The organism is Streptomyces sp. NPDC048172 (assembly GCF_043202595.1).
In the GTDB taxonomy this organism is placed as follows: domain Bacteria; phylum Actinomycetota; class Actinomycetes; order Streptomycetales; family Streptomycetaceae; genus Streptomyces.
The window spans coordinates 615,946-638,190 of record NZ_JBIDAT010000001.1; the positions used below are offsets into that span (position 1 = coordinate 615,946).

Sequence of the window (22,245 nt, forward strand, 5' to 3'; positions counted from 1 at the left end):
GTCGAACAAGTCCCCGTGCCGAAATGCGGAAGATCACCCTAGGGCAAGGAATTCCTTCCATGGCAGAACGACCGCTGGAGAGTCCGTACGCCGAACCGATCGCCGTCGTCGGCGTCGGCTGCCGGTTTCCCGGTGGCGCCCGCGACCTCGATTCCTTCGGCAGGGTGCTCAGCTCCGCGAGCCCCGTCTTCCGGGACGTCCCCGCCGAGCGCTGGGGCGGCGGGACCGCCGCCGCGGACGGCTCCGCGACGTCCACCGCCGGTCACGTCGGCGGATTCCTGGAGGAGATCGACCGGTTCGACGCCGCCTACTTCGGGATCTCGCCCCGCGAGGCGCGCGCGATGGACCCCCAGCAGCGGCTGCTGCTGGAGGTGGCCTGGGAGGCCATGAGCGACTCGGGGCGGCCCGCGCACGCCTGGCACGGCACGCGCACGGGCGGGTTCTTCGGGATGTTCTCCCACGACTACTGGATGCTGCACAGCAAGACGCTGGGCATCCCGGGCATCGGCCCGCACTACGCCAGCGGGAACGAGTTCAGCTTCGGGGCCGGACGGCTGGCCTACCTCTTCGATCTGCACGGCCCCATGGCCTCCCTCACCGCCGCCTGTTCCTCCTCGCTGTTCGCCGTCCACCTGGCGAGCCAGAGCCTGCGCTCGGGCGAGAGCGACATCGCGCTGGCCGGGGGCGTCAGCCTGATGATCACGCCCGAGCTGAGCGTCTACATGGACAGCATCGGCGCGATCTCGCCGACCGGGCGCTGCCGTCCGTTCGCGGCCGACGCCGACGGCATCCTGCGCGGCGACGGATGCGGCGTCCTCGTCCTCAAGCGGCTCTCCGACGCCGTCGCCGACCGCGACCGGGTGTACGGGGTCGTCCGCGCCTCGGTCGCCAACCACGACGGCCGCAGCCTCGGCATCACGGCGCCCAACGGCGTCGCCCAGGCGGAGCTGCTGCGCTCCGCGCTCGACACCGCCGGGATCGGCCCCTCGGGCCTCGACTACGTGGAGGCGCACGGCACCGGGACCCCGCTCGGCGACCAGGTCGAGCTCCGGGCCCTGGAGGAGGTCTACGCGAGGCACCGGGACCCGGACCGTCCGCCGCTCTACGTGGGCTCCAACAAGGCGGTGTTCGGGCACACCGACGCCGCCGCCGGGGTCGCGGGCCTGCTGAAGGGACTCTGGGCCGTCAACGCGCGGCAGGTGCCGGCCCAGCCCGACCCCGGGCGGCTCACCTCGGCCGTCCCCTGGGAGCGGGGCACGATGGCGGTGCCGCTCGGCGCGGCCGTCCTCGGGGACCAGGACCGGCCCGTCCGCGTCGGCGTCAGCGCGTCCGGGCTCAGCGGCACCAACGTCCATGTGATCGCCGAGGGCGTCGAGCCGGAGCCCGCCGAGTCCGTAGCCGGTCCCCCGAGCGGCCCGTACGTGCTGCTCGCCTCGGCGCCGCACCGGGCGGGCCTGGTCGAGCAGATCGCCGGGATGGGACAGCGGGTGGCCGACGCACCCGACGGGCTCGGCGACCTCCTCGCGTCCGCCGCCACCCGGCGGACCCACGAACAGCACCGGTTCGCCGCCGTCGTCTCCGGCCCTGAGGAGCTGGCGGAGACGCTCGACGAGGCCGAAGAGGCCCCGGAAGGCGCGTACATCGGCGCCGCCGACCCCTCGGAATCCCCCGAGCCCGTCTTCGTCTACTCGGGCCAGGGCGCGCAGTGGGCGGGCATGGCCGTGGACCTGTACGACACCTCGCCCGTGGTCAGGGAGACGCTCGACGCCTGCGAGGCGCTGATCCGGCGGGACGCGCCGTGGTCGCTCCTCGACGAGCTGCGCCGTGACGGGGACAGCGGACTGGACCGTACGGACATCGCCCAACCAGCGCTGCTGGCCGTGCAGATGGCGGTGACGGACTGGCTGGCGGCCTCCGGCGTACGGCCCGCAGCCGTGCTCGGACACAGCGTCGGGGAGATCGCCGCCGCGCACGCGGCGGGCGTGCTCAGCCGTGCGGACGCCGTGCGGCTGGCCGTCCACCGGGGCCGGATCCTCCAGGAGACCGACGGGCAGGGCGGCATGCTGGCCGTCCGCGCGGACCGGGACACCGTCGGGGCGGCGCTCGCGGACACGGGCCTGCCCGTGGTGGTCGCGGCGGTCAACGGGCCCCGCACGGTGGTGCTCAGCGGCCCCGGGGACGCCGTGGACGCGGCGGCGGAGACGCTCGGGGAGCACGGCCTGCGGTGCAAACGGCTGTCCGGCGGATACGGGTTCCACAGCCCGGTGGTCGCCGGGTGCGGCCCACTGCTGCGGGAGGCGCTGGCCGGTCTCACGGCCGTCGCGCCCTCGGCCCGGATGCTCTCCAGCGTGACGGCGGACGACGTGGACGCCCCGCTCGACGCCGCCTACTGGGAACGCAACCTCACCGACCCCGTCCTCCTGTGGCCCGCGGTCGACCGGCTTCTCGCCGAGGGAGACCGGCCGTTCGTCGAGATCGGCCCGCACCCCACCCTGGTGCGCCCGCTCACGGACGCCGTCCGGGACCGCGGGTGCCGGGGACCGGTGACGGCCACCCTGCGCCAGGGCGAACCCGGACCGCTCGCCCTGCACAGGACGCTCGCCCAACTGCACGTCGACGGCGTGGAGGTGGACTGGACGGCGGTCACCGGAACGCCGGGCCGGTACCGGACGCTCCCGGTGCCGTCGTGGGGCGGCGACAGCCACTGGCTCCCGGGCGTCGAGCCCGGCGAACAGGGCGGCACCGGGGCCAGGGTTCCGGCGCGGGTCCGCCTCAGCCTGCTGGACGACGACGGCGCGCTGATCGGCGAGATGATCGCGCTTCCGGCGGACGACGCCACGTCCACCGGGCCGGAACCGTCCACCGGGCCGGAACCGTCCACCGGGCCGGAACCGGCAGCTGTCACCGGCCCGGCGGGTACGTCCGGCGCGGTCCGAGCAGGGGCTGCCCCTTGCGGTGCCGAGGCGGGCTGCGGGTGCGTCGTGGCTTGTCGCGCAGTTCCCCGCGCCCCTGAAGCGCCCCTTCGGGGCAGCTTCCCGGGCGCGGAGCGCCCCGCCAGGGGCGCGGGGAACTGCGCGCGCGACCACGACGCACCTGCGGTCCGCGACGCACGTCACGGGGCAGCCCCTGCTCGGACCGCGCCGGACGTACCCGCCCCCGCCGGGGCCGCCGGGGCCGAGGGCAGGGCCGAGAGCGGGGCCGCGCCCGTACGGCGGCGCCCCGCGCGCGGTCCGCTGCGGCGGGTCGAGGAGCATGTCGCGGCGGTGCTCGGCCTCTCCGGCGACCGGCCGCCCGCCCGGCGGCGCGGGCTGTTCGAGCAGGGCCTCGACTCGCTCACCGCCGTCGAGCTGCGGGACCGCCTCGCCGCCGAGTTCGGCCTTGAGCTGCCCACGACGGTCGTCTTCGAGAACCCGACGGTCGAGGCGCTCGGCGCGTACCTGGCCGAGGCCGCACCGGAGACCGGCGGACAGGACCAGGGCCAGGACCAGGACCCGGCGGCGTCGCCCGCCGCGCCGCCGGGAGGCCCCGCGGACGACGGCCCGCCGTCGGACGAGGGCATCGCGGTGATCGGCATGGCGTGCCGCCTGCCCGGCGCGAACTCGCCCGAGCAGTTCTGGACCCTGCTCACCGAGGGACGCGACGCGGTCCGCGAGCTGCCCGCCGCGCGCCGCGCCGACCCGGTCTGGGCGGAGGTCGAGGACGGGGTACCCACCCGCGGCGGCTACCTCGACGAAGTGGAGCGGTTCGACGCGGAGTTCTTCCGGGTCTCGCCGCGCGAGGCGAAGGCGCTCGACCCGCAGCACCGGCTGCTCCTGGAGCTGGCCTGGGAGGCGCTGGAGGACGCCGGTCAGCCCGCTCCCGCGCTCCACGGCCGTCCCGCCGGGGTCTACTTCGGCCTCAACACCGCCGACTACCAGCAGCTCCTCGCCCACGACGTGGCCGACGTCAACCACTTCTACGGGACCGGCACGACGTTCGCCGCCGCCGTGGGACGGCTCTCGTACTTCCTCGGACTGAGCGGCCCCAGCATCGCCGTCGACACGGCGTGCTCCTCGTCCCTGTCCGCCGTCCACCTCGCCTGCCAGGGGCTCCGGCAGGGGGACTGCGAGGTCGCCGTCGTGGGCGGGGCCAACGTGATCCTCGCCCCCACCGTCTCGGTGTCCATGTCGGGGGCCGGTGCCCTGGCCCCCGACGGCCGGTGCAAGCCCTTCGACGACGCGGCCGACGGCTACGGCAGGGGAGAGGGCGCGACGGCGCTCATCCTCAAGCCGCTCGGCGCGGCACGGCGGGACGGTGACCGCGTCTACGGGGTGATCCGCGGCACCGCGGTCAACCAGGACGGCGCCAGCGGCGGCATGACGGTCCCCAACGCGTCCGCGCAGGTCGCCGTCATCGAGCAGGCCGTCGAGGCGGCGGGCCTGGCCCCCCGCGACATCGACTACGTCGAGGCCCACGGCACCGGAACGCCCCTCGGCGACCCGATCGAGGTCCGCGCGCTCGCGGAGGCCCTCGGCACCGGCCGCGCGCCGGGCGAGGAGCTGCTGATCGGCGCCGCCAAGGCCAACATCGGGCACCTGGAGGCCGCCGCCGGGGCCACCGGGCTGCTCAAGGCGATCCTCTCGGTCCACCACGGGGAACTGCCGCCGCACCCGCTCGACCGGCCCTCGTCGCACATCGACTGGGACGGGCTCCCGGTCTCCGTGGTGACCGAGCGGCAGCCGTGGCCGCGGGGCGACGGCCCCCGGCGGGCGGGCGTCAGCTCGTTCGGATTCAGCGGCAGCAACGCCCATGTGATCGTCGAGCAGCCCCCGGAGCTCCCCGGGCCGGCGCCGCTGCCGCCCCGCGAGGCGCCGTACGTGCTGATGGTCACCGCGGCGGCGGAACCGGCGCTGCGCCAGGCGGCGGCCCGCCTCGCCGCACGGCTGCGCGAGGCCCCGGCCGAACTGGACGACATCGTCCACACCGCCAACTACCGCCGCGCCTGGCTGAGCCACCGGCTGGCCGTCACCGGCCGGGACGCCGCCGCGCTCGCGACGGCCCTGGAGACGGCGGCGCGGGGCAGCGGCACACCTAACGCGCGTACGGGACAGGTGGCCGAGGACGCGGAGCGCACCGTCGGGTTCTGGTACGGAGCCGAACCGCCCGCCCCCGACCTGCGCGAGCGGCTGGCGGAACTGCCGGAGTACGCCGCCGCGCTGCGCTCCTGCGCCGAGCGCCTCACGGCGCTGACGGGCGAGCGTGTCGATCCGTTCGGCGAGCCCTCGGACCACCTCCCGACGGCGTACCTGCTCTGCCACCACGTCGCGGCGACCCGGCTGTGGGCCGCCGTCGGGCTGGCGCCGGAAGCGGTGGCCGGGGCGGGCGCGGGACACCTCGGCGCCGCCTGGGCGGCGGGACGGCTGGACCTGGAGGACGCGCTGCGCCTCGCCGCGGGGCACCCGTCCGGCGTCACCCTCCGGCCCGGCCGCCTGCCCGAGACACCGCTGTACGACGGAGATGGCGAGGGCGACGGCGAGGGCGACGGTGGCGTCGCCACGTCTCCCGACGACCTGCTGCGGCGGGCGCACGGCGGTGTGCACAGCGGCGTGCCCGCCGACCGGTGGGAGGGCTTCGCCGACGATCTCGCCGCGACGGGCGTGGACGCGCTCCTCGACGTCCTGCCGCGCGACCTGCCCGCCGGACTCGCCCCCCGCTTCGGGGTGGAGGCGGGCACCGGCGACCCGGTGGCCCGGCTGTCGGCCACGGCGGCCGAGCTCTTCGTGACCGGAGCCGTGCCCGCCCCGGTCACGGTGCCGCGCCGCCCCGTCCGCCTGCCCGCCTACCCGTGGCAGCGGCGCCGCTTCTGGTACCGCGAGGCGCCCGAGCTCCCCGGCGAGGTGCCGCCCGCCCCCTGGGTGCTGAGCGCCTCCAGCGCCACCGGGCTGCGCGCACGCGCCGCGGCCCTGGCGGACTTCACCGCGCACAGCCCGGAGTCCGGCCCCCTCGGCGTGGGCTCCTCCCTGGCGGCGCTGCCCCGCTCCGCCGCGCACCGCGCCGTCGTCCTGGCGTCGGACACCGGCGGCTTCGGCGACGGGCTGTCCGCGCTGGCGGCGGGCCGTACGGCGGCCCAGCTGATCCAGGGAATCGTCGGCGACGCCGCGAGGACCGCCCTGGTGTTCCCGGGGCAGGGCGCGCAGTGGCCGCGGATGGCCGCGGAACTGCGGGACGCCGAACCGGTCTTCGCCGAGCGGCTGCGCGCGTGCGAGGAGGCGCTGGCCGAGTTCACCGACTGGCCGCTCGGCCCGGTGATCGCGGGCGAGCCGGGCGCCGCTTCGCTCGACCGGGTCGACGTCGTCCAGCCCACGCTCTTCGCCGTGCTGGTCTCGCTCGCCGACCTGTGGCGCGCGTACGGCGTCGTGCCCGCCGCCGTCGTCGGGCACTCGCAGGGCGAGATCGCGGCCGCGTACACCGCCGGCGCGCTGTCCCTGCGGGACGCGGCCCGGGTCGTGGCGCTGCGCAGCGCCGAGCTGACGCGCCTGTCGGGCCAGGGCGGCATGGCCTCGGTGTCGCTCGGCGCCGAGGCGGTCGACGGGATGCTGCGCCGCCTCTCCGGACACCTGTCGCTCGCCGCGGTCAACGGCCCGGAGAGCGTGGTGGTGGCCGGTGACACCGGTGCCCTCGACGAACTGGAGGGCGTCTGCCGGGAGTCCGGCGTCCGGTTCAAGCGCGTCGACGTGGACTACGCCTCGCACTCGCCGCACGTGGAGCGGATCCGCGAGCGCCTCGGCCACGTCCTCGCGGGGATCAGGCCCCGGCAGGGGAACGTCCCGTTCTACTCCTCGACCACCGGCGGCCTGCTGGACACCGCCGAACTGGGCCCGGAGTACTGGTACCGGAACCTCCGGCAGAGCGTGCGCTTCGACCAGTCGGTCGGTGCGCTGCTCGCCGCCGGGCACGACCTGTTCATCGAGGCGAGCCCGCACCCGGTGCTCACCCCGGCGATCGAGGAGACCGTCGAACGGACGGGCGGCGCCGCCCGCGCGCTCGGCACGCTGCGCAGGAACGACGGCGGCACCGGGCGCTTCCTGACCTCCCTCGCCGATGCCTGGACCAAGGGCGCGGACGTGGACTGGCCGTCGGTCTGCGGCACCCCGGACACCGAACCGGCACCGGCCCCGGTCCCGGACCTCGCCGGGCACGAACTCGACGCCTGGCGCTACCGCGTGGAGTGGCGGCCCGCCGACGGCCCCGTCGATGCCGGTGAGTTCTCGCCGGACGGACGCTGGCTGGTCCTGGCCCCCGCCGAGGGGCCGGGGCAGGACTGGGCCGCGCGCGCCTGCCGGGCCCTCACGGAACGCGGCGCCGAGGCACGGCTGCTCACGTTCGGCCCCGCGGACGGCGGCCGGGCGCACCTCGCCGCGCTGCTGGGGAACGAGGCCGCGGCGGACGCGGCGGGAGTGCTGTCGACGCTGGCGATGGACGAGCGCCCGCACCCGGAGTTCCCGGACGTCCCCACGGGAACGAGCGCCACGCTGGCGCTCGTACAGGCGCTGGACGACGTCGGCGCCGACGTCCCCGTGTGGCTCGCGACCACCGGCGCCGTCGGCGTGGACGGCGTGGACGGCGGGGACGACGGCCCGGTCTCGCCCGCGCAGGCACAGGTCTGGGGCATGGGCCGGGTCGCGGGCCTCGAATTCCCGCAGCGCTGGGGCGGTTTGGTCGATCTGCCCGGCACACCGGGCGAGGAGACGGCCGGACTGCTGTGCGCCGTGCTGGGCGGAGCCCTGGGCGCGGAGGACCAGACCGCCGTGCGCGACAGCGGCCTGCACGTACGGCGGCTGGTGCGCGATCCGGCCGCCGACCGGCCCGCGGTGCGGAACGGGCCACCCGGCGGCAGCGTGCTGATCACCGGCGGTACGGGACGGCTCGGCCGTCGCCTGGCACGGTCGCTGGCCGCGTCCGGCGCGGAGCACGTCGTCCTGGTCGGCCGCCGGGGCCCGGACGCGCCGGGCGCCGCCGAGCTGGAGGCGGAACTCGTACGGTCCGGCGCCTCGGTGACGCTGGCCGCCTGCGACGTGGCCGACCGGGCGGCGATGGCGGAGGTGCTGCGCCAGGCACGGTCCGCCGGGCATCCGGTGCGCACCGTCGTCCACACGGCTGTGGGCCCGGAGCGCGCCCCGCTGTGCGAGACCACGCCCGCCCAGCTCGCCCACGCGCTGCACGCCAAGGTGACGGGCGCCGAGGTGCTGGACGAGCTGCTGGGGGCGGACTCCGCGGAGACTGTGGACTCCTTCGTGCTGTACTCGTCCGTCGCCGGTGTCTGGGGCGCGGCCGACCACGGCGTCTTCGCCGCCGCCGACGCGCACCTGGAGGCACTGGCCGTCCGACGGCGTGCCCGGGGGCTGGCGGGCACCTCCGTGGCCTGGGGCGTCTGGAACCCGTTCGGCGAGCCGGACGACGACCCGGAGCTGCTGGAGATGCTCGCGGGCCAGTCGGAGCGGCAGGGGCTGCCGCTGCTGGACCCGGACCAGGCGCTGCTGGCCCTGCGGCAGGTGATCGACCGGGACGAGACGTCGGTGGTCGTCGCCGACGTGGAGTGGGACCGGTTCGCCTCGCTCTTCGCGGCGGCACGCGCCCGGCCCCTCCTGGACGGGATCCCGGAGGCGCAGGCGGCCTCCGGGACGCCGGGGCAGGGCGCGGGCGGCGAGACGGCGCTCGGCAGGCTGCTGTCCGGCGTGGCCGAGTCCGAGCGCGAATGGGCCGTGCTCGACCTGGTCCGCACCGAGGCCGCGGCCGTCCTGGGGTACGAGCGCGCCGCCGACGTGGACCCCGAGCGTCCCTTCACGGACATGGGCTCCGACTCCGTGACCGCGGTCGAGTTCCGCACCCGGCTGAACGCCGTCACGGGACTCACGCTGCCCACGTCCCTGGCGTTCGACTTCCCCACCGCCACGGCCGTCGCCGAGCACCTGCTCGAACTGGCCGTCGGCGAACTGGACGCCCCGGCCGACGTGCCCCTGGACCTCCCGGCCGACGACGCCGAGCCGGTGGCGATCGTCGGCATGGCGTGCCGTTATCCCGGGGGCGTGGTGTCTCCGGAGGGGCTGTGGCGGCTGCTGGCGGAGGGCCGCGACGCGGTGGGCGGTTTTCCGGAGGACCGGGGGTGGGACCTGGCGGAGCTGTTCGACTCGGATCCTGACCGTTCGGGGACGTCGTACGTGCGTGAGGGCGGGTTTCTGGAGAACGTGGCGGAGTTCGATGCCGGGTTCTTCGGGATCTCTCCGCGTGAGGCGTTGGCGATGGATCCGCGGCAGCGGTTGCTGTTGGAGACGTGCTGGGAGCTGTTCGAGGACGCGGGCATCGACGCGGGCAGCCTGAAGGGCAGCCGCACCGGAGTCTGGATCGGAGCCAACCCCACGGACTACGCGACCGGGGCACCGCAGGTACCGGAGTGGGCCGAGGGATACGCGGCGACCGGCAGCACCGGCAGCGTGATGTCCGGCCGCCTGTCGTACGTGTTCGGGCTGGAGGGCCCCGCCGTCACGCTGGACGCCGCGTGCGCCTCGTCGCTGGTGGCGCTCCACCAGGCGTGCCAGGCGCTGCGCTCGGGCGAGATCACGATGGCCGTGGCCGGTGGCGCCGCGGCGATGTCGAGCCCCAAGGAGTTCACCGAGTTCAGCAGGCTCGGCGCGCTGGCGCCGGACGCCCGGTGCAAGGCGTTCGCCGCCGCCGCCGACGGCATGAGCCTCGCGGAGGGCGTCGGGCTGCTGCTCGTGGAGCGCCTCTCCGAGGCACGCCGGAACGGCCACGAGGTGCTGGCGGTGATCCGCGGCTCCGCGATCAACCAGGACGGCGCCTCGAACGGTCTGACGGCGCCGAATGGTCCGTCGCAGCGGCGGGTGATCCAGGCGGCGTTGGCGCGGGCTGGTGTGGGTGCGGGTGAGGTGGATGTGGTCGAGGCGCACGGTACGGGGACGTCGTTGGGCGATCCGATCGAGGCGCAGGCGCTGTTGGAGACGTACGGTCAGGGGCGGCCCCAGGAGCGGCCGTTGCTGCTGGGGTCGGTGAAGTCGAACATCGGCCATACGCAGGCCGCCGCCGGAGCCGCGGGTCTGATGAAGCTGGTGCTGGCGATGCGGCACGGGGTGGTGCCGCAGACGCTGCACGTGGACGAGCCCAGCCCGCACGTGGACTGGTCGTCGGGGGCGGTGCGGCTCGCGCGGGAGGCCGTGCCCTGGCCGGAGAACGAGCACCCCCGCCGCGCGGGCGTCTCCGCGTTCGGAATGAGCGGCACCAACGCTCATTTCGTCCTTGAACAGGCACCGGCGGTGGAACCTGAAGCGGCGGCCGAACCCGCCGCCGGTGCCGATCCCGTCGCGGACCCCGCCGCCGACGGCGACGACAGCGGGGAAGGGGAAGAGGCCACCATCCCGTGGCCCGTCTCCGCCGCCACCCCCGCCTCGCTGCGGGGGCAGGCCGCCCGGCTGCGTCAACTGCTCGACGACGAGCCGGACGTACGCTCCCGGGACATCGGCTGGAGCCTGGCCGCCACGCGCACCGCACTGCCGCAGCGCGCGGTGGTGCTGGGGGCCGGGCGGGACGACCACTCCGCCCTGCTCGCCCGCCTCGCCGAGGGCGAGCCGGGGCCCGGGCTGGTCCAGGGCACCGCGCAGCGGAAGCCCCGGATCGTCTTCGTCTTCCCCGGGCAGGGCACCCAGTGGTCCGGGATGGCCGCGGAACTGCTCGACTCCTCACCGGAGTTCGCCGGGTACATCGCCGAGTGCGAGCGGGCGCTCGCCCCGTACACCGACTGGTCCCTGACCGAGGTGCTCCGCCACCCGGACGCGGCACCCGGCATGGAACGGGTCGACGTGGTGCAGCCCGCGCTGTTCGCGGTGATGGTCTCGCTGGCCCGGCTGTGGCAGCACTACGGGGTGAACCCCGCCGCCGTCGTCGGGCACTCCCAGGGCGAGATCGCCGCCGCCTGCGTGGCCGGTGCCCTGTCCCTGGACGACGCAGCCCGCGTGGTGGCCGTACGGGCGGTGGCGCTGGCGGGGCTGACCGGCTCCGCGGGCATGGCCTCGCTGCACGCGGACGCCGAGCGGGCGGCGGAGCTGCTCGCCCCCTGGGAGGGACGGCTGTCGATCGCGACCGTCAACAGCCCGGCGCAGCTCGTCGTGGCCGGGGACACCGGGGCGCTCGACGAGCTGACCGCCGCGTGCGAACGGCGCGAGATCCGCATCCGGCGCATCGAGGTCGACTACGCGTCCCACTCGCCGCAGGTCGAGCCGCTGCGCGGCGGCCTCCTCGCGGACCTGGACGGGATCACCCCGCAGCGGGCCCGCATCCCGTTCTACTCCGCGGTGACCGGCGAACCGGCCGACACCACGCGGCTCGACGCCGAGTACTGGTACCGGAACCTGCGCGAGCCCGTGCTGTTCGAGCGCGCCACTCGGGCGCTGCTCGACAACGGCTTCACCACGTTCGTCGAGACGAGCCCGCACACCGTGCTGGGCGCCGCCGTCCTGGGCACCGCCGCGGCGGCCGACGGCGCCGAGCCGGTGACCGTCGGCTCGCTGCGCCGCGACGACGGCGGCATGGCCCGGTTCACCGCCTCGCTCGCCGAGGCGTGGGTCAGCGGCGTGGACCTGGACTGGGACAAGCTGGTCCCCGGCGGCACACGGACGGAGCTGCCGCGCTACGCCTTCGACCGGGAGCGCTACTGGAAGGGCCAGCGCCCCGCCGCCCTGGACCCGGCGGCGCTCGGGGTGACGGCGGCGGACCACCCGCTGCTCGGCGCCGCCGTGGAACTCGCGGACGGCGGCGGCCTGGTGATCACCGGCCGGCTCTCCACCCGTACCCGGCCCTGGCTGGCCGAGCACGCCGTCAACGGGGGGTGCCTCTTCCCCGGGACGGGCTTCACCGAGCTGGCCCTGCGCGCGGGGAGCGAGGCCCGCTGCCCCCGGGTCGAGGAACTGACCATGGAGGCACCGCTGTTCCTGACCGGCGACAGCCCCGTGAGCCTCCAGCTCGTCGTCGGCCCGCCCGACGGTTCCGGGCACCGGCGGCTGACCGTCCACAGCAGGGCCGAGGCGGAGAACGGCGAGGCGGGCGGCTGGACCCGGCACGCCTCGGCGACCCTGGCCGCCGACACCGCACCGGCGCCCGCGCCGACGGCCGCCTGGCCCCCGCCCGGCGCCGAGCCGGTGCCGCTGGACCCGGACGCCTTCTACGCGGCGGCCGAGGCGGACGCGGGCTATGTGTACGGGCCGTCGTTCCGCGGGCTGCGCCGGGCATGGCAGCAGGACGGCGCGACGTACGCGGAGGTGGTGCTGCCCGACCAGGTGGCCGAGGAGGCGGGCCGCTACGGCGTGCACCCAGCCCTGCTCGACGCGGCCCTCCAGACGATGCTGCTGGCCATGCCCGCCGGCGAGCGGGGCGAAGGACCCGGCAGGACGGTGCGGCTGCCGTTCAGCCTGACCGGCGTGTCACTGTTCGCGCCCGGCGCCCGGGCCCTGCGGGTCCGTGTCGCGCCGACCGGCCAGGACACGGTGACGATCACCGCGGCGGACGAGACCGGCGCCCCGGTCCTGACGGTCGAGCGCCTCGTCTCGCGGCCCGTCCCCGTCGAACAGCTCGCCCCCGCCACGGAGTCGGCCGACCGGTCCCTGTTCCACGTGGAGTGGGTGCCGCTGGCGGAGCCCGGGGGCCACGTCACCGACGACTGGGCGCTCCTCGGCGAGGACACGCTCGGACTGGACGACGGACTGCACGCCTCCGGGACCGGCACTGGGTCCGGTGCTGGAACCGGCACCGGCTCCGGCACCGCGTCCCACCCGGACCTGGCCGCTCTCCGCGCCGCGCTGGACGGGGGCGCGCCCTGCCCCCGCCTCGTCGTGCTGCCGTGCGCGGCGGGGGACGACGGGCTGCTGCCCGGTTCGGCCCTCGGCCTGACCGAGAGGGTGCTGCGCGACGTCCAGGAGTGGCTGGCCGACGACCGTACGGCCGACGCCCGGCTGGTCGTGGTGACCCGCGGCGCGGTCGCGGCGGGCGGGCCCGAGCAGGTGCGCGACCTCGCCGCCGCGCCGGTGTGGGGACTGCTTCGCTCGGCACAGACCGAGAACCCGGGCAGGATCGTCCTCGCCGACCTGGACGCGCGGGACGGGGTGCCCGCGCTGGCGCGGGCGCTGGCCGGGGACGAGGAGCAGCTCGCGGTCCGGCGCGGCGTCGCGCTGATCCCCCGACTGGCCGCGGCGGCGCCGCCGTCCGGCCTGACGCCGCCGCTCGGCGGCCGGTGGCGACTGGATCCGGACAGCTCCGGCGTCCTCGACGCCCTGTCCCTCGTCCCGTGCCCCGAGACCGGCGAGCCGCTGGGCTCCGGCCAGGTGCGGGTGCGGATGCGGGCGGCCGGGGTCAGTTTCCGCGACGTCATGGTGGCGCTGGGGATGTCCCCCGGCGGCGGCGAGTTCATCGGCGGCGAGGGCGCGGGCGTCGTCCAGGCGACCGGCCCCGGCGTGACCGGGCTGAAGCCCGGCGACCCGGTGATGGGCATGGTGCCGGGCGCGTTCGCGACGGAGGCGGTCACCGACCACCGCTGGCTCGCCCCGGTGCCCGAGGGCTGGACCTTCGAGGAGGCGGCCTCGGTCCCCTCCGTCTTCCTGACCGCCTACTTCGCCCTGGCCGAGACCGTCGGCCTGCGCGCGGGACAGCGGGTCCTGGTGCACGCGGCGACCGGCGGCGTCGGCATGGCGGCGGTCCAGATCGCCCGCCATCTGGGGGCCGAGGTCTTCGCGACGGCCAGTCCGGGCAAGCACGACGAGCTGCGGCGTACGGGCTTCGACGACGCCCACATCGCCTCGTCCCGGGACTCCGGTTTCGCCGAGCGGATGCTCGCCGCGACCGACGGCGCGGGGGTCGACGTGGTCGTCAACTCCCTGACGGGCGAGCTGATCGACGCCTCGCTGCGGCTGCTGCCCAAGGGCGGCCACTTCATCGAGCTGGGCAAGAGCGACCCCCGCGACCCGGAGGACATCGCCGAGGCCCACCCCGGCGTGACGTACCGGCAGCTGGACCTGGTGCGGGACACGGAGCCGGAGCGGATGCGGGCGATGCTGGCCGAGGTCCTGCGGCTGCTGGGCGACGGCTCCCTGACGCGGCTGCCCACCCGCGGCTGGGACGTCCGGCAGGCGCCGGAGGCGTTCCGCTTCATGGCCCGGGCCCAGCACATCGGCAAGCTCGTCCTCACGATCCCGCACGTTCCCGACCCCGAGGGCACGGTGCTGATCACCGGCGGCACCGGGACGCTCGGCGCCCTGGTGGCCAAACACCTGGCCGGACCGTGGGGCATGAGCCGCATCCTGCTGGCCAGCCGCCAGGGCTCCGCGGCGCCGGGCGCGGCGGAACTGGAGGCGGAGCTCACCGAGTTGGGCGCCGAGGTGCGGTTCGCGGCGTGCGACGTCGCCGACCGCGCGGCCGTGGCGGAGCTGCTCGCCGGGGTGCCGGAGGACCATCCGCTCACCGCGGTGGTCCACACCGCGGGCGTGCTGGACGACGTGGTGTTCACCTCGCTCACCGGTGAGCGGCTGGCGGGCGTGCTGCGGCCCAAGATCGACGCCGCCGCGCACCTCGACGCGCTCACCGGCGGCCTCGACCTGGGCATGTTCGTGATGTTCTCGTCGGCGGCCGGGGTCCTCGGCAACGCCGGGCAGGCCAACTACGCGGCGGCCAACGTCTTCCTCGACGCGCTCGCCGCGTCCCGGCGCGCACGGGGACGGGCCGGTACGTCGCTGGCCTGGGGCCTGTGGGCGCCCGACAGCGGAATGACGGGCCAGCTGGACGAGGGCGGCCGCGGACGGCTCGCCCGGTCCGGTGCCGAGGCCATGTCCGTCCCCGAGGCCCTGGCGCTGCTGGACGAGGGAGCCGGGTCCGGCCATCCGCTGGCCGTGGCCGCGCGGATCGACCGCGACGCGCTGCGGGTCCGGGCGGAGCAGGGGACGCTCCCCGCCGTGCTGCGCCGCCTGGTGCCGCGCGGCGGGCGGACCGCACCGGCCCAGGAGGAGGACCGTACGTCCGGAGGGCTCGCCGGGCAGCTCGCGGGGATGGCGCCCGCCGAACGGCGCCAGACGCTCGTGAACTTCGTCAGGAAGCACGCCGCCGCGGTGCTGGGCCACGGCTCGGTGTCCGCCGTGGACGCGGACCGCGGCTTCCTGGAGATGGGTTACGACTCGCTGACGGCCGTCGAACTGCGCAACAGGCTCGCCGCGGCGACCGGACTGCGGCTGCCCGCGACGCTGATCTTCGACTGCCCGACTCCCGCGGCGCTCGCCCACCGGCTGCACGAGCAGGTCGGCCCGGACGACGAGGAGGACGAGGAGCCGGAAGCGGCCGGGCCCGGCGACGACGGTCTCCGCGACACCGCCGAGGACGACGAGATCACCGCGGTTGAAGCCATGGATGTGGACGAACTCATCCGCGCCGTGCACAGCATCGAGGAGTGAGGGGCAGCCCAATGGCCGCATCGACCGAGGAGATCACCGAAGCGCTGCGGGAGTCGGTGAAGGAGATCCGGCGGCTGCGCGTACGCAACGACGCGCTGGAGGCGAGGACCGCCGAGCCGGTGGCGATCGTCGGCATGGCGTGCCGTTATCCGGGGGGTGTGGTGTCTCCGGAGGGTTTGTGGCGGCTGTTGGTGGAGGGCCGTGACGCGGTGGGTGGTTTTCCGGAGGACCGGGGGTGGGACCTGGAGGGGCTGTTCGATCCGGATCCTGAGCGTTCGGGGACGTCGTACGTGCGTGAGGGCGGGTTTCTGGAGAACGTGGCGGATTTCGATGCCGGGTTCTTCGGGATCTCCCCGCGTGAGGCGTTGGCGATGGATCCGCGGCAGCGGTTGCTGTTGGAGACGTGCTGGGAGCTGTTCGAGGACGCGGGCATCGACGCGGGCGGCCTGAAGGGAAGCCGCACCGGAGTCTTCGTCGGCGCGGGCCCCTCGGACTACCCGCAGGGCGTCGAGGGGTACGTCGTCACGGGCACCACGCCGAGCGTGGTGTCGGGCCGCCTCGCGTACGTGTTCGGGCTGGAGGGCCCGGCCGTGACCGTCGACACGGCGTGCTCGTCGTCGCTGGTGGCGCTGCACCAGGCGTGCCAGGCGCTGCGGTCCGGCGAGATCACGATGGCCGTGACGGGCGGCGTGGCCGCGATGTCGACCCCGAAGGTGTTCACCGAGTTCAGCCGGATGGGCGCGCTGGCGCCCGACGGGCGGTCCAAGGCGTTCGCGTCCACCGCGGACGGCTTCGGCTTCGCCGAGGGCGTCGGGCTGCTGCTCGTCGAGACGCTGTCGGAGGCACGCCGCCGGGGACACCGGGTCCTCGCGGTCGTACGAGGGTCGGCCACGAACCAGGACGGCGCCTCCAGCGGTCTGACGGCGCCGAATGGTCCGTCGCAGCGGCGGGTGATCCAGGCGGCGTTGGCGCGGGCCGGTGTGGGTGCGGGTGAGGTGGATGTGGTCGAGGCGCACGGTACGGGGACGTCGTTGGGCGATCCGATCGAGGCGCAGGCGTTGTTGGAGACGTACGGGCAGGGGCGGCCCCAGGAGCGGCCGTTGCTGCTGGGGTCGGTGAAGTCGAACATCGGCCATACGCAGGCCGCCGCCGGAGCCGCGAGTGTGATGAAGCTGGTGCTGGCGATGCGGCACGGGGTGGTGCCGCAGACGCTGCACGTGGACGAGCCCAGCCCGCACGTGGACTGGTCCTCCGGCGCCGTACGGCTGGCGCGGGAGGCCACGTCCTGGCCGGAGAACGGCCACCCACGCCGCGCCGCCGTCTCCTCCTTCGGCATCAGCGGTACGAACGCCCACCTCGTCCTCGAACAGGCACCGGTGGAGGAACCTTCCGACGGCGCGGAGCCGGACGCCGCGCCCACGGCCGTGGCGTGGGTGCTGTCGGGAAGGGGCGAGCCGGGGCTGCGCGGACAGGCCGAGCGGCTGGCCGCTCACCTGGAGGAACGGCCCGAACTGGAGCCGCGCGAGGTCGCGGGCGCGCTGGTCCGGCGCTCGGCGCTGTCCCACCGCGCCGTCGTCCTCGGCGGCGACAGGGCCGAACTGATCGGCGGCCTGCGGGACCTGGCGGCAGAACGCCCCGCCGCGGGGGTGGTCCAGGGCACGGCCCGTGTCCGTTCCGCGGAGGCGGTGCTCGTCTTCCCCGGGCAGGGCACCCAGTGGGAGGGCATGGCACTGGGACTGCTGGAGACCTCCCCGGTCTTCCGCGACCGGCTCGCCGCCTGCGACGAGGCGCTGGCCCCGCTCACCGGCTGGTCGGTGCGCGAGGTGCTCAGCGGCGGGCCCGGCGCGCCAGGCCTGGAGCGGGTGGACGTCGTCCAGCCGGTGCTGTTCGCGGTCATGGTCGCGCTGGCCGACATGTGGCGGCACGCGGGCCTCGTGCCCGCCGCTGTGGTCGGGCACTCCCAGGGCGAGATCGCCGCCGCCTGCGTGGCGGGAGCCCTGTCCCTGGAGGACGCCGCCCGGGTGGTGGCGCTGCGCAGCAGCGCCCTGGGCGCGCTGTCGGGGCAGGGCGCGATGGCGTCCCTGGGCCTGTCGCGCGACGAGGCCGAGGAGCGGCTGTCGCGCTGGGACGGCAGGCTGGCCGTCGCCGTCGTGAACGGTCCCGGGTCGGTCGTGGTGTCGGGCGACAGCGACGCGATCGCCGAACTGGTCGACTCCTGCGAGGAGTCCGGGACCCGCATACGGCGCCTCCCGGTCGACTACGCCTCGCACTCGCCGCACGTCGAGCGGATCCGGGACGACATCCTCACGCGCCTGCGCGGCCTCACGCCCCGCTCCGCCGACATCCCCTTCTACTCGACGGTCACCGGCGGGCAGTTGGACACCGCCGGGCTCGACGCCGACTACTGGTACCGCAACCTCCGGCAGCCGGTGCGCTTCGACGAGACGACCCGGCTGCTGCTCGACCGGGGCTACGAGCTGTTCGTGGAGGCCAGCCCGCACCCCGTGCTGACCATGGGAGTGGAGGAGACGGTCGCCGACGCGGGGGCCTCCGCCGTCGTGCTCGGCACGCTGCACCGCGACCGCGGCGGCCTCGACGACTTCCTCGGCTCGCTCGCACAGGCCTACGTCGGCGGGGTGCCGGTCGACTGGAGCAGCGTGACCGGGCCCGGCGGGAACGGCCACGGCGGGAACGGCCACGTCACCCTGCCGACGTACGCCTTCCAGCGGCGGCACTACTGGCAGGACCCCACGGCGCCCACGGGCGACGCGCTCGGCAAGGCGGGGCTGCGGGCAGGTGAACACCCCCTGCTCGGCGCCGCGGTGGACGTCGCCGACAGCGAGGCGGTCGTACTGACCGGCCGCCTGTCGCTGCAGACCCACCGGTGGCTCGCCGACCACCAGGTCGACGGCGAGGCGCTGCTTCCCGGCACGGCGTTCGTCGAGTTCGCGCTGCGCGCCGCGCAGGAGGCCGGGTGCCAGGGGATCGAGGAACTGACCCTGGAGGCACCCCTGGTGGTGCCGCCGACGGGAGCGGTCCAGGTCCAGGTGGTCGCCGGGGCCCCGGACGGGTGGGGGAAGCGCCCGGTGAGCGTTCACTCACGGCCGGAGGAGGCGTCCCTCGACGGCGGGTGGACGACGCACGCCGTCGGCGAACTGACGGGGGCCTCCGAGCCGGAGGACCTCGGCGACCTCGTGCTCTGGCCGCCGCCCGGCGCCGAGCCGCTGCCCACCGAGAGCCTCTACGCGGGATACGCCGAGCGCGGATACGCCTTCGGCTCGGCGTTCCGCGGGATACGTGCCGCGTGGCGGCGGGGCGACGACATCTACGCCGAGGTCGGCCTCTCCTCCCAGCAGCGTGGCGACGCCGGACGCTTCGGCGTCCACCCCGCGCTGCTCGACGCGGCGGCGCAGGCGGCCGGTATCCCCGTCCAGGACGGGGACCCGGCGGCGGAGCAGGACCAGGGAATCCGGCTGCCGTTCCTCTTCGGCGACGTGGCCCTGCTGGCGCCCGGCGCCACCGATCTGCGGGTCAGGGTGCGGCGCCTCGGCCCGGACCGGGTCGCGCTCTCGGCCGCCGACCCCGACGGGCGCCCGGTGATCTCGGTGGGCACCCTCGTCGTACGGCCCGTGTCGGCCGGGCAGCGCGGCGCGACGGCCGCGGACGCGGCGCGTGACGCGCTGTTCCGCCTCACCTGGACCCCGGTCTCCGCACCCGGGACCGGCCCGGTGGCTGCCGGGCAGCGCTGGGCGGTGCTCGGTGCGGACGGCGAGGGGGACACGGCCCCGTTCGCCGAGTCCGGCGCGGCCGTCGACGCGTACCCCGGCCTGGACGGGCTGCGCGCGGCGCTGGCGGAGGGAGCCCCCGCGCCGGACCTGGTGGTGTGGAGCGTCCCCGGACTCGGGAACGGGTACGGCGGCGAGGGCGGTGACGGACTGGCAGCCCGGACCCGGGCGGTCACCGCGGCGGCGCTGGAGGTGGTGCAGACGTGGCTGGCGGACGACGGATTCGGCGCGGGCCGCCTGGTCGTCAGGACCCGGGGCGCCGTGGCTACGGGCGCCGGTGAGGGCCCCGCGGACCTGGCGGCCAGTGCCGTGTGGGGGCTGGTGCGCACGGCACAGACCGAGCACCCGGACCGGTTCCTCCTGGTCGACGACGGCACCTGTCCCGAGGACGCCGGTTCGGGGAAGACCTGGGCGGCGCTGGCGGCCGGGGACGAACCCCAACTCGCGCTCCGGTCGGACGAGTCGCTCGCGCCACGCCTGGCCAGGGCCGGGGACGGCGAGAGCCTGACGCTGCCGGGCCCGGGCACCGCCTGGTGCCTGGAGGCCACCGGCGCCGGGACCCTGGAGGGCCTGACGGTGACGGAACTCCCGCTGCCGGAGGGCCCGCCCGGGCCGGGCGAGGTACGGGTGGCCGTGCGCGCGGCCGGGCTCAACTTCCGCGACGTGGTCACCGCGCTGGGGATGGTCCCGGGTGAGAAGGACCTGGGCAGCGAGGGGGCCGGAGTGGTCACCGCCGTCGGTGACGACGTGCGGGACCTGGCGCCCGGGGACCGGGTCCTGGGGTTCTGGACGCACGGGTTCGGACCGGTGGCCGTGACCGATCACCGGCTGCTCGCGAAGGTCCCCGAGGAGTGGTCGTTCGAGGAGGCCGCCGCGGTGCCGGTGTCCCTGCTCACCGCGTACTGGGGCCTCTTCGACCTGGCGGGGCTGCGCGCCGGGGAATCCGTGCTCGTCCACGCGGGCGCCGGCGGGGTCGGCATGGCCGCGGTCCAGCTGGCCAGGCACCGCGGCGCCCGGGTGTTCGCGACGGCCAGCGAGAGCAAGTGGCCGGTGCTGCGGGCCCTCGGCGTGGACGACGCGCACCTCGCGTCGAGCCGGACCCTGGACTTCGAGCGGAAGTTCGGCGAGGCGGTCGGCGGACAGGGCTTCGACGTGGTGCTCAACTCGCTGTCCGGGGACTTCGTCGACGCGTCGCTGCGGCTGCTGCGGCCGGGCGGGCGCTTCATCGAGATGGGCAAGACGGACATCCGCGCCGCCGAGGAGGTGTCCGGCGACCACCCCGGGGTGCGCTACCGGGCCTTCGACCTGCGCGAGGCGGGGGAGGACCGGGTCCAGGAGATGCTGGCGGAGGTCCTGGGCCTGTTCCGGGCCGGGGAGCTGGAGCTGCCGCCGGTGACCACCTGGGACGTCCGCCGGGCCGTTCCCGCGTTCCGGTACATGAGCCAGGCCCGGCACGTCGGCAAGAACGTGCTGACGCTGCCCGCCGCGCCGGACCCCGAGGGCACGGTGCTCGTCACCGGCGGCACCGGAACCCTGGGCGGCCGCGTCGCACGCCATCTCGCCCGGCGCGGGGCCCGGCACCTCATGCTGGTGAGCCGCCGCGGCCCCGAGGCGCCGGGGGCGCGGGCGCTCCAGGACGAGCTGCGGGAGCTGGGCGCCCGCGCTGAGCTGGTGGCCTGCGACGTCGCCGACCGGGCCGCGCTCGCCCGGGTGCTGGCGACGGTCCCCGCCGACCGTCCGCTGACCTCGGTGGTGCACGCCGCCGGGGCCCTCGACGACGGGATCCTGTCCTCGCTCACCCCGGACATGATCGACACGGTGCTGCGGCCGAAGGCCGACGCGGCGCTGCACCTGCACGAGCTGACCGCGGAAGCGGACCTCGCCGAGTTCGTCCTGTTCTCCTCCGGCGCCGGACTGACCGGGGCCCCGGGGCAGGGCAACTACGCCGCCGCGAACGTCTTCCTCGACGCGCTCGCCGCCCACCGGAGGGCGCGGGGGCTGCCCGCGACGTCCATCGCGTGGGGCCTGTGGGCGGAGACCAGCGAGCTGACCGCCGACATCACCAGCGCCAACCGGGCGCGGATCGGCGGCTACTTCGCGCCGCTGTCCACGGGGCAGGCGCTGAGTCTCCTCGACGCCGCGCGGGGCTCCGCCGAACCCGTCCTGCTGGCGTCCGCCGTCCGCGCGGGGCGGCTGCGGGCCCTCGCCCGGGAGGGCGCGCTCCCGGCGCTCTGGCACGGACTCGTCCACGCCGCGCCCCGCCCCCGGGCCGCGACGGCCGACCCCGCCGAGGGGCTGGCCCGGCAGCTGGCGTCGCAGAACGAGGCCGAGCAGCGGCAGTTCCTGCTCCAGCTCGTCCGGTCGCACGCCGCGATCGCGCTGGGCGGCGGCGACGCGGAGGCCCTGGACGCGGACAGCCCGTTCCGCGACTTCGGCTTCGACTCGCTCACCGCCGTCGATCTGCGCAACAGGCTGGCCGCCGCGACCGGCTGCCGGTTCCCGGCGACGCTGGTCTTCGACCACCCCACTCCGGCCGGACTCGCCGCCCATCTGCTCACGCGGCTCACGTCCGGCGCCGCGCCCCGGACGGCGCCGGTGCTCGACGAGATCGAGAGTCTGGAGAGGTCCCTGCTGCGTGCCGAGCCCGAGGAGGAGCTGCGGGACCGTGTCACCAGGCGCCTGCGTGAACTGCTGAGCCGTTGGGACGATGCCCACCCGGAGCCGGGCCCGGGCCCGGGCGCCGGGGCGCCGCTCCGTGAGGCGGAGGACATCACGCTCGAAGCGGCCACCGACGACGAGCTGTTCGCCCTCATCGACGGCGAGGCACCCGACGCCACGGCGTGAGCCGTGACGCCTTGGTTGCCCTCTTCTCAGGGCTGGGCAGGGGCTGCCCCGCCTGTCCTTCGCAGGCTGCGGGTTGTGGGTGGTTGCGCGCGCAGTTCCCCGCGCCCCTGGAGGTACGCGGCGCTCCTCGGAGCGCCCCG

At 75.9% G+C, this 22,245-nt stretch carries 2 protein-coding genes; both read left to right on the forward strand.

All coding sequences use genetic code 11. The features are described 5' to 3' along the window. Nucleotides 1-59 precede the first annotated feature (59 nt). The gene (locus ACGF3A_RS02915) at nt 60-15,476 is read left to right on the forward strand and encodes an SDR family NAD(P)-dependent oxidoreductase (protein ID WP_393725104.1); all 15,417 of its coding nucleotides are present in this window, start codon (nt 60-62) and stop codon (nt 15,474-15,476) included. Between the two features lie 11 nt (nt 15,477-15,487). Next, nucleotides 15,488-22,105: an SDR family NAD(P)-dependent oxidoreductase gene (locus ACGF3A_RS02920; protein WP_393725106.1), complete on the forward strand. Its 6,618-nt coding sequence runs from the start codon at nt 15,488-15,490 to the stop codon at nt 22,103-22,105. Nucleotides 22,106-22,245: the final 140 nt, after the last annotated feature.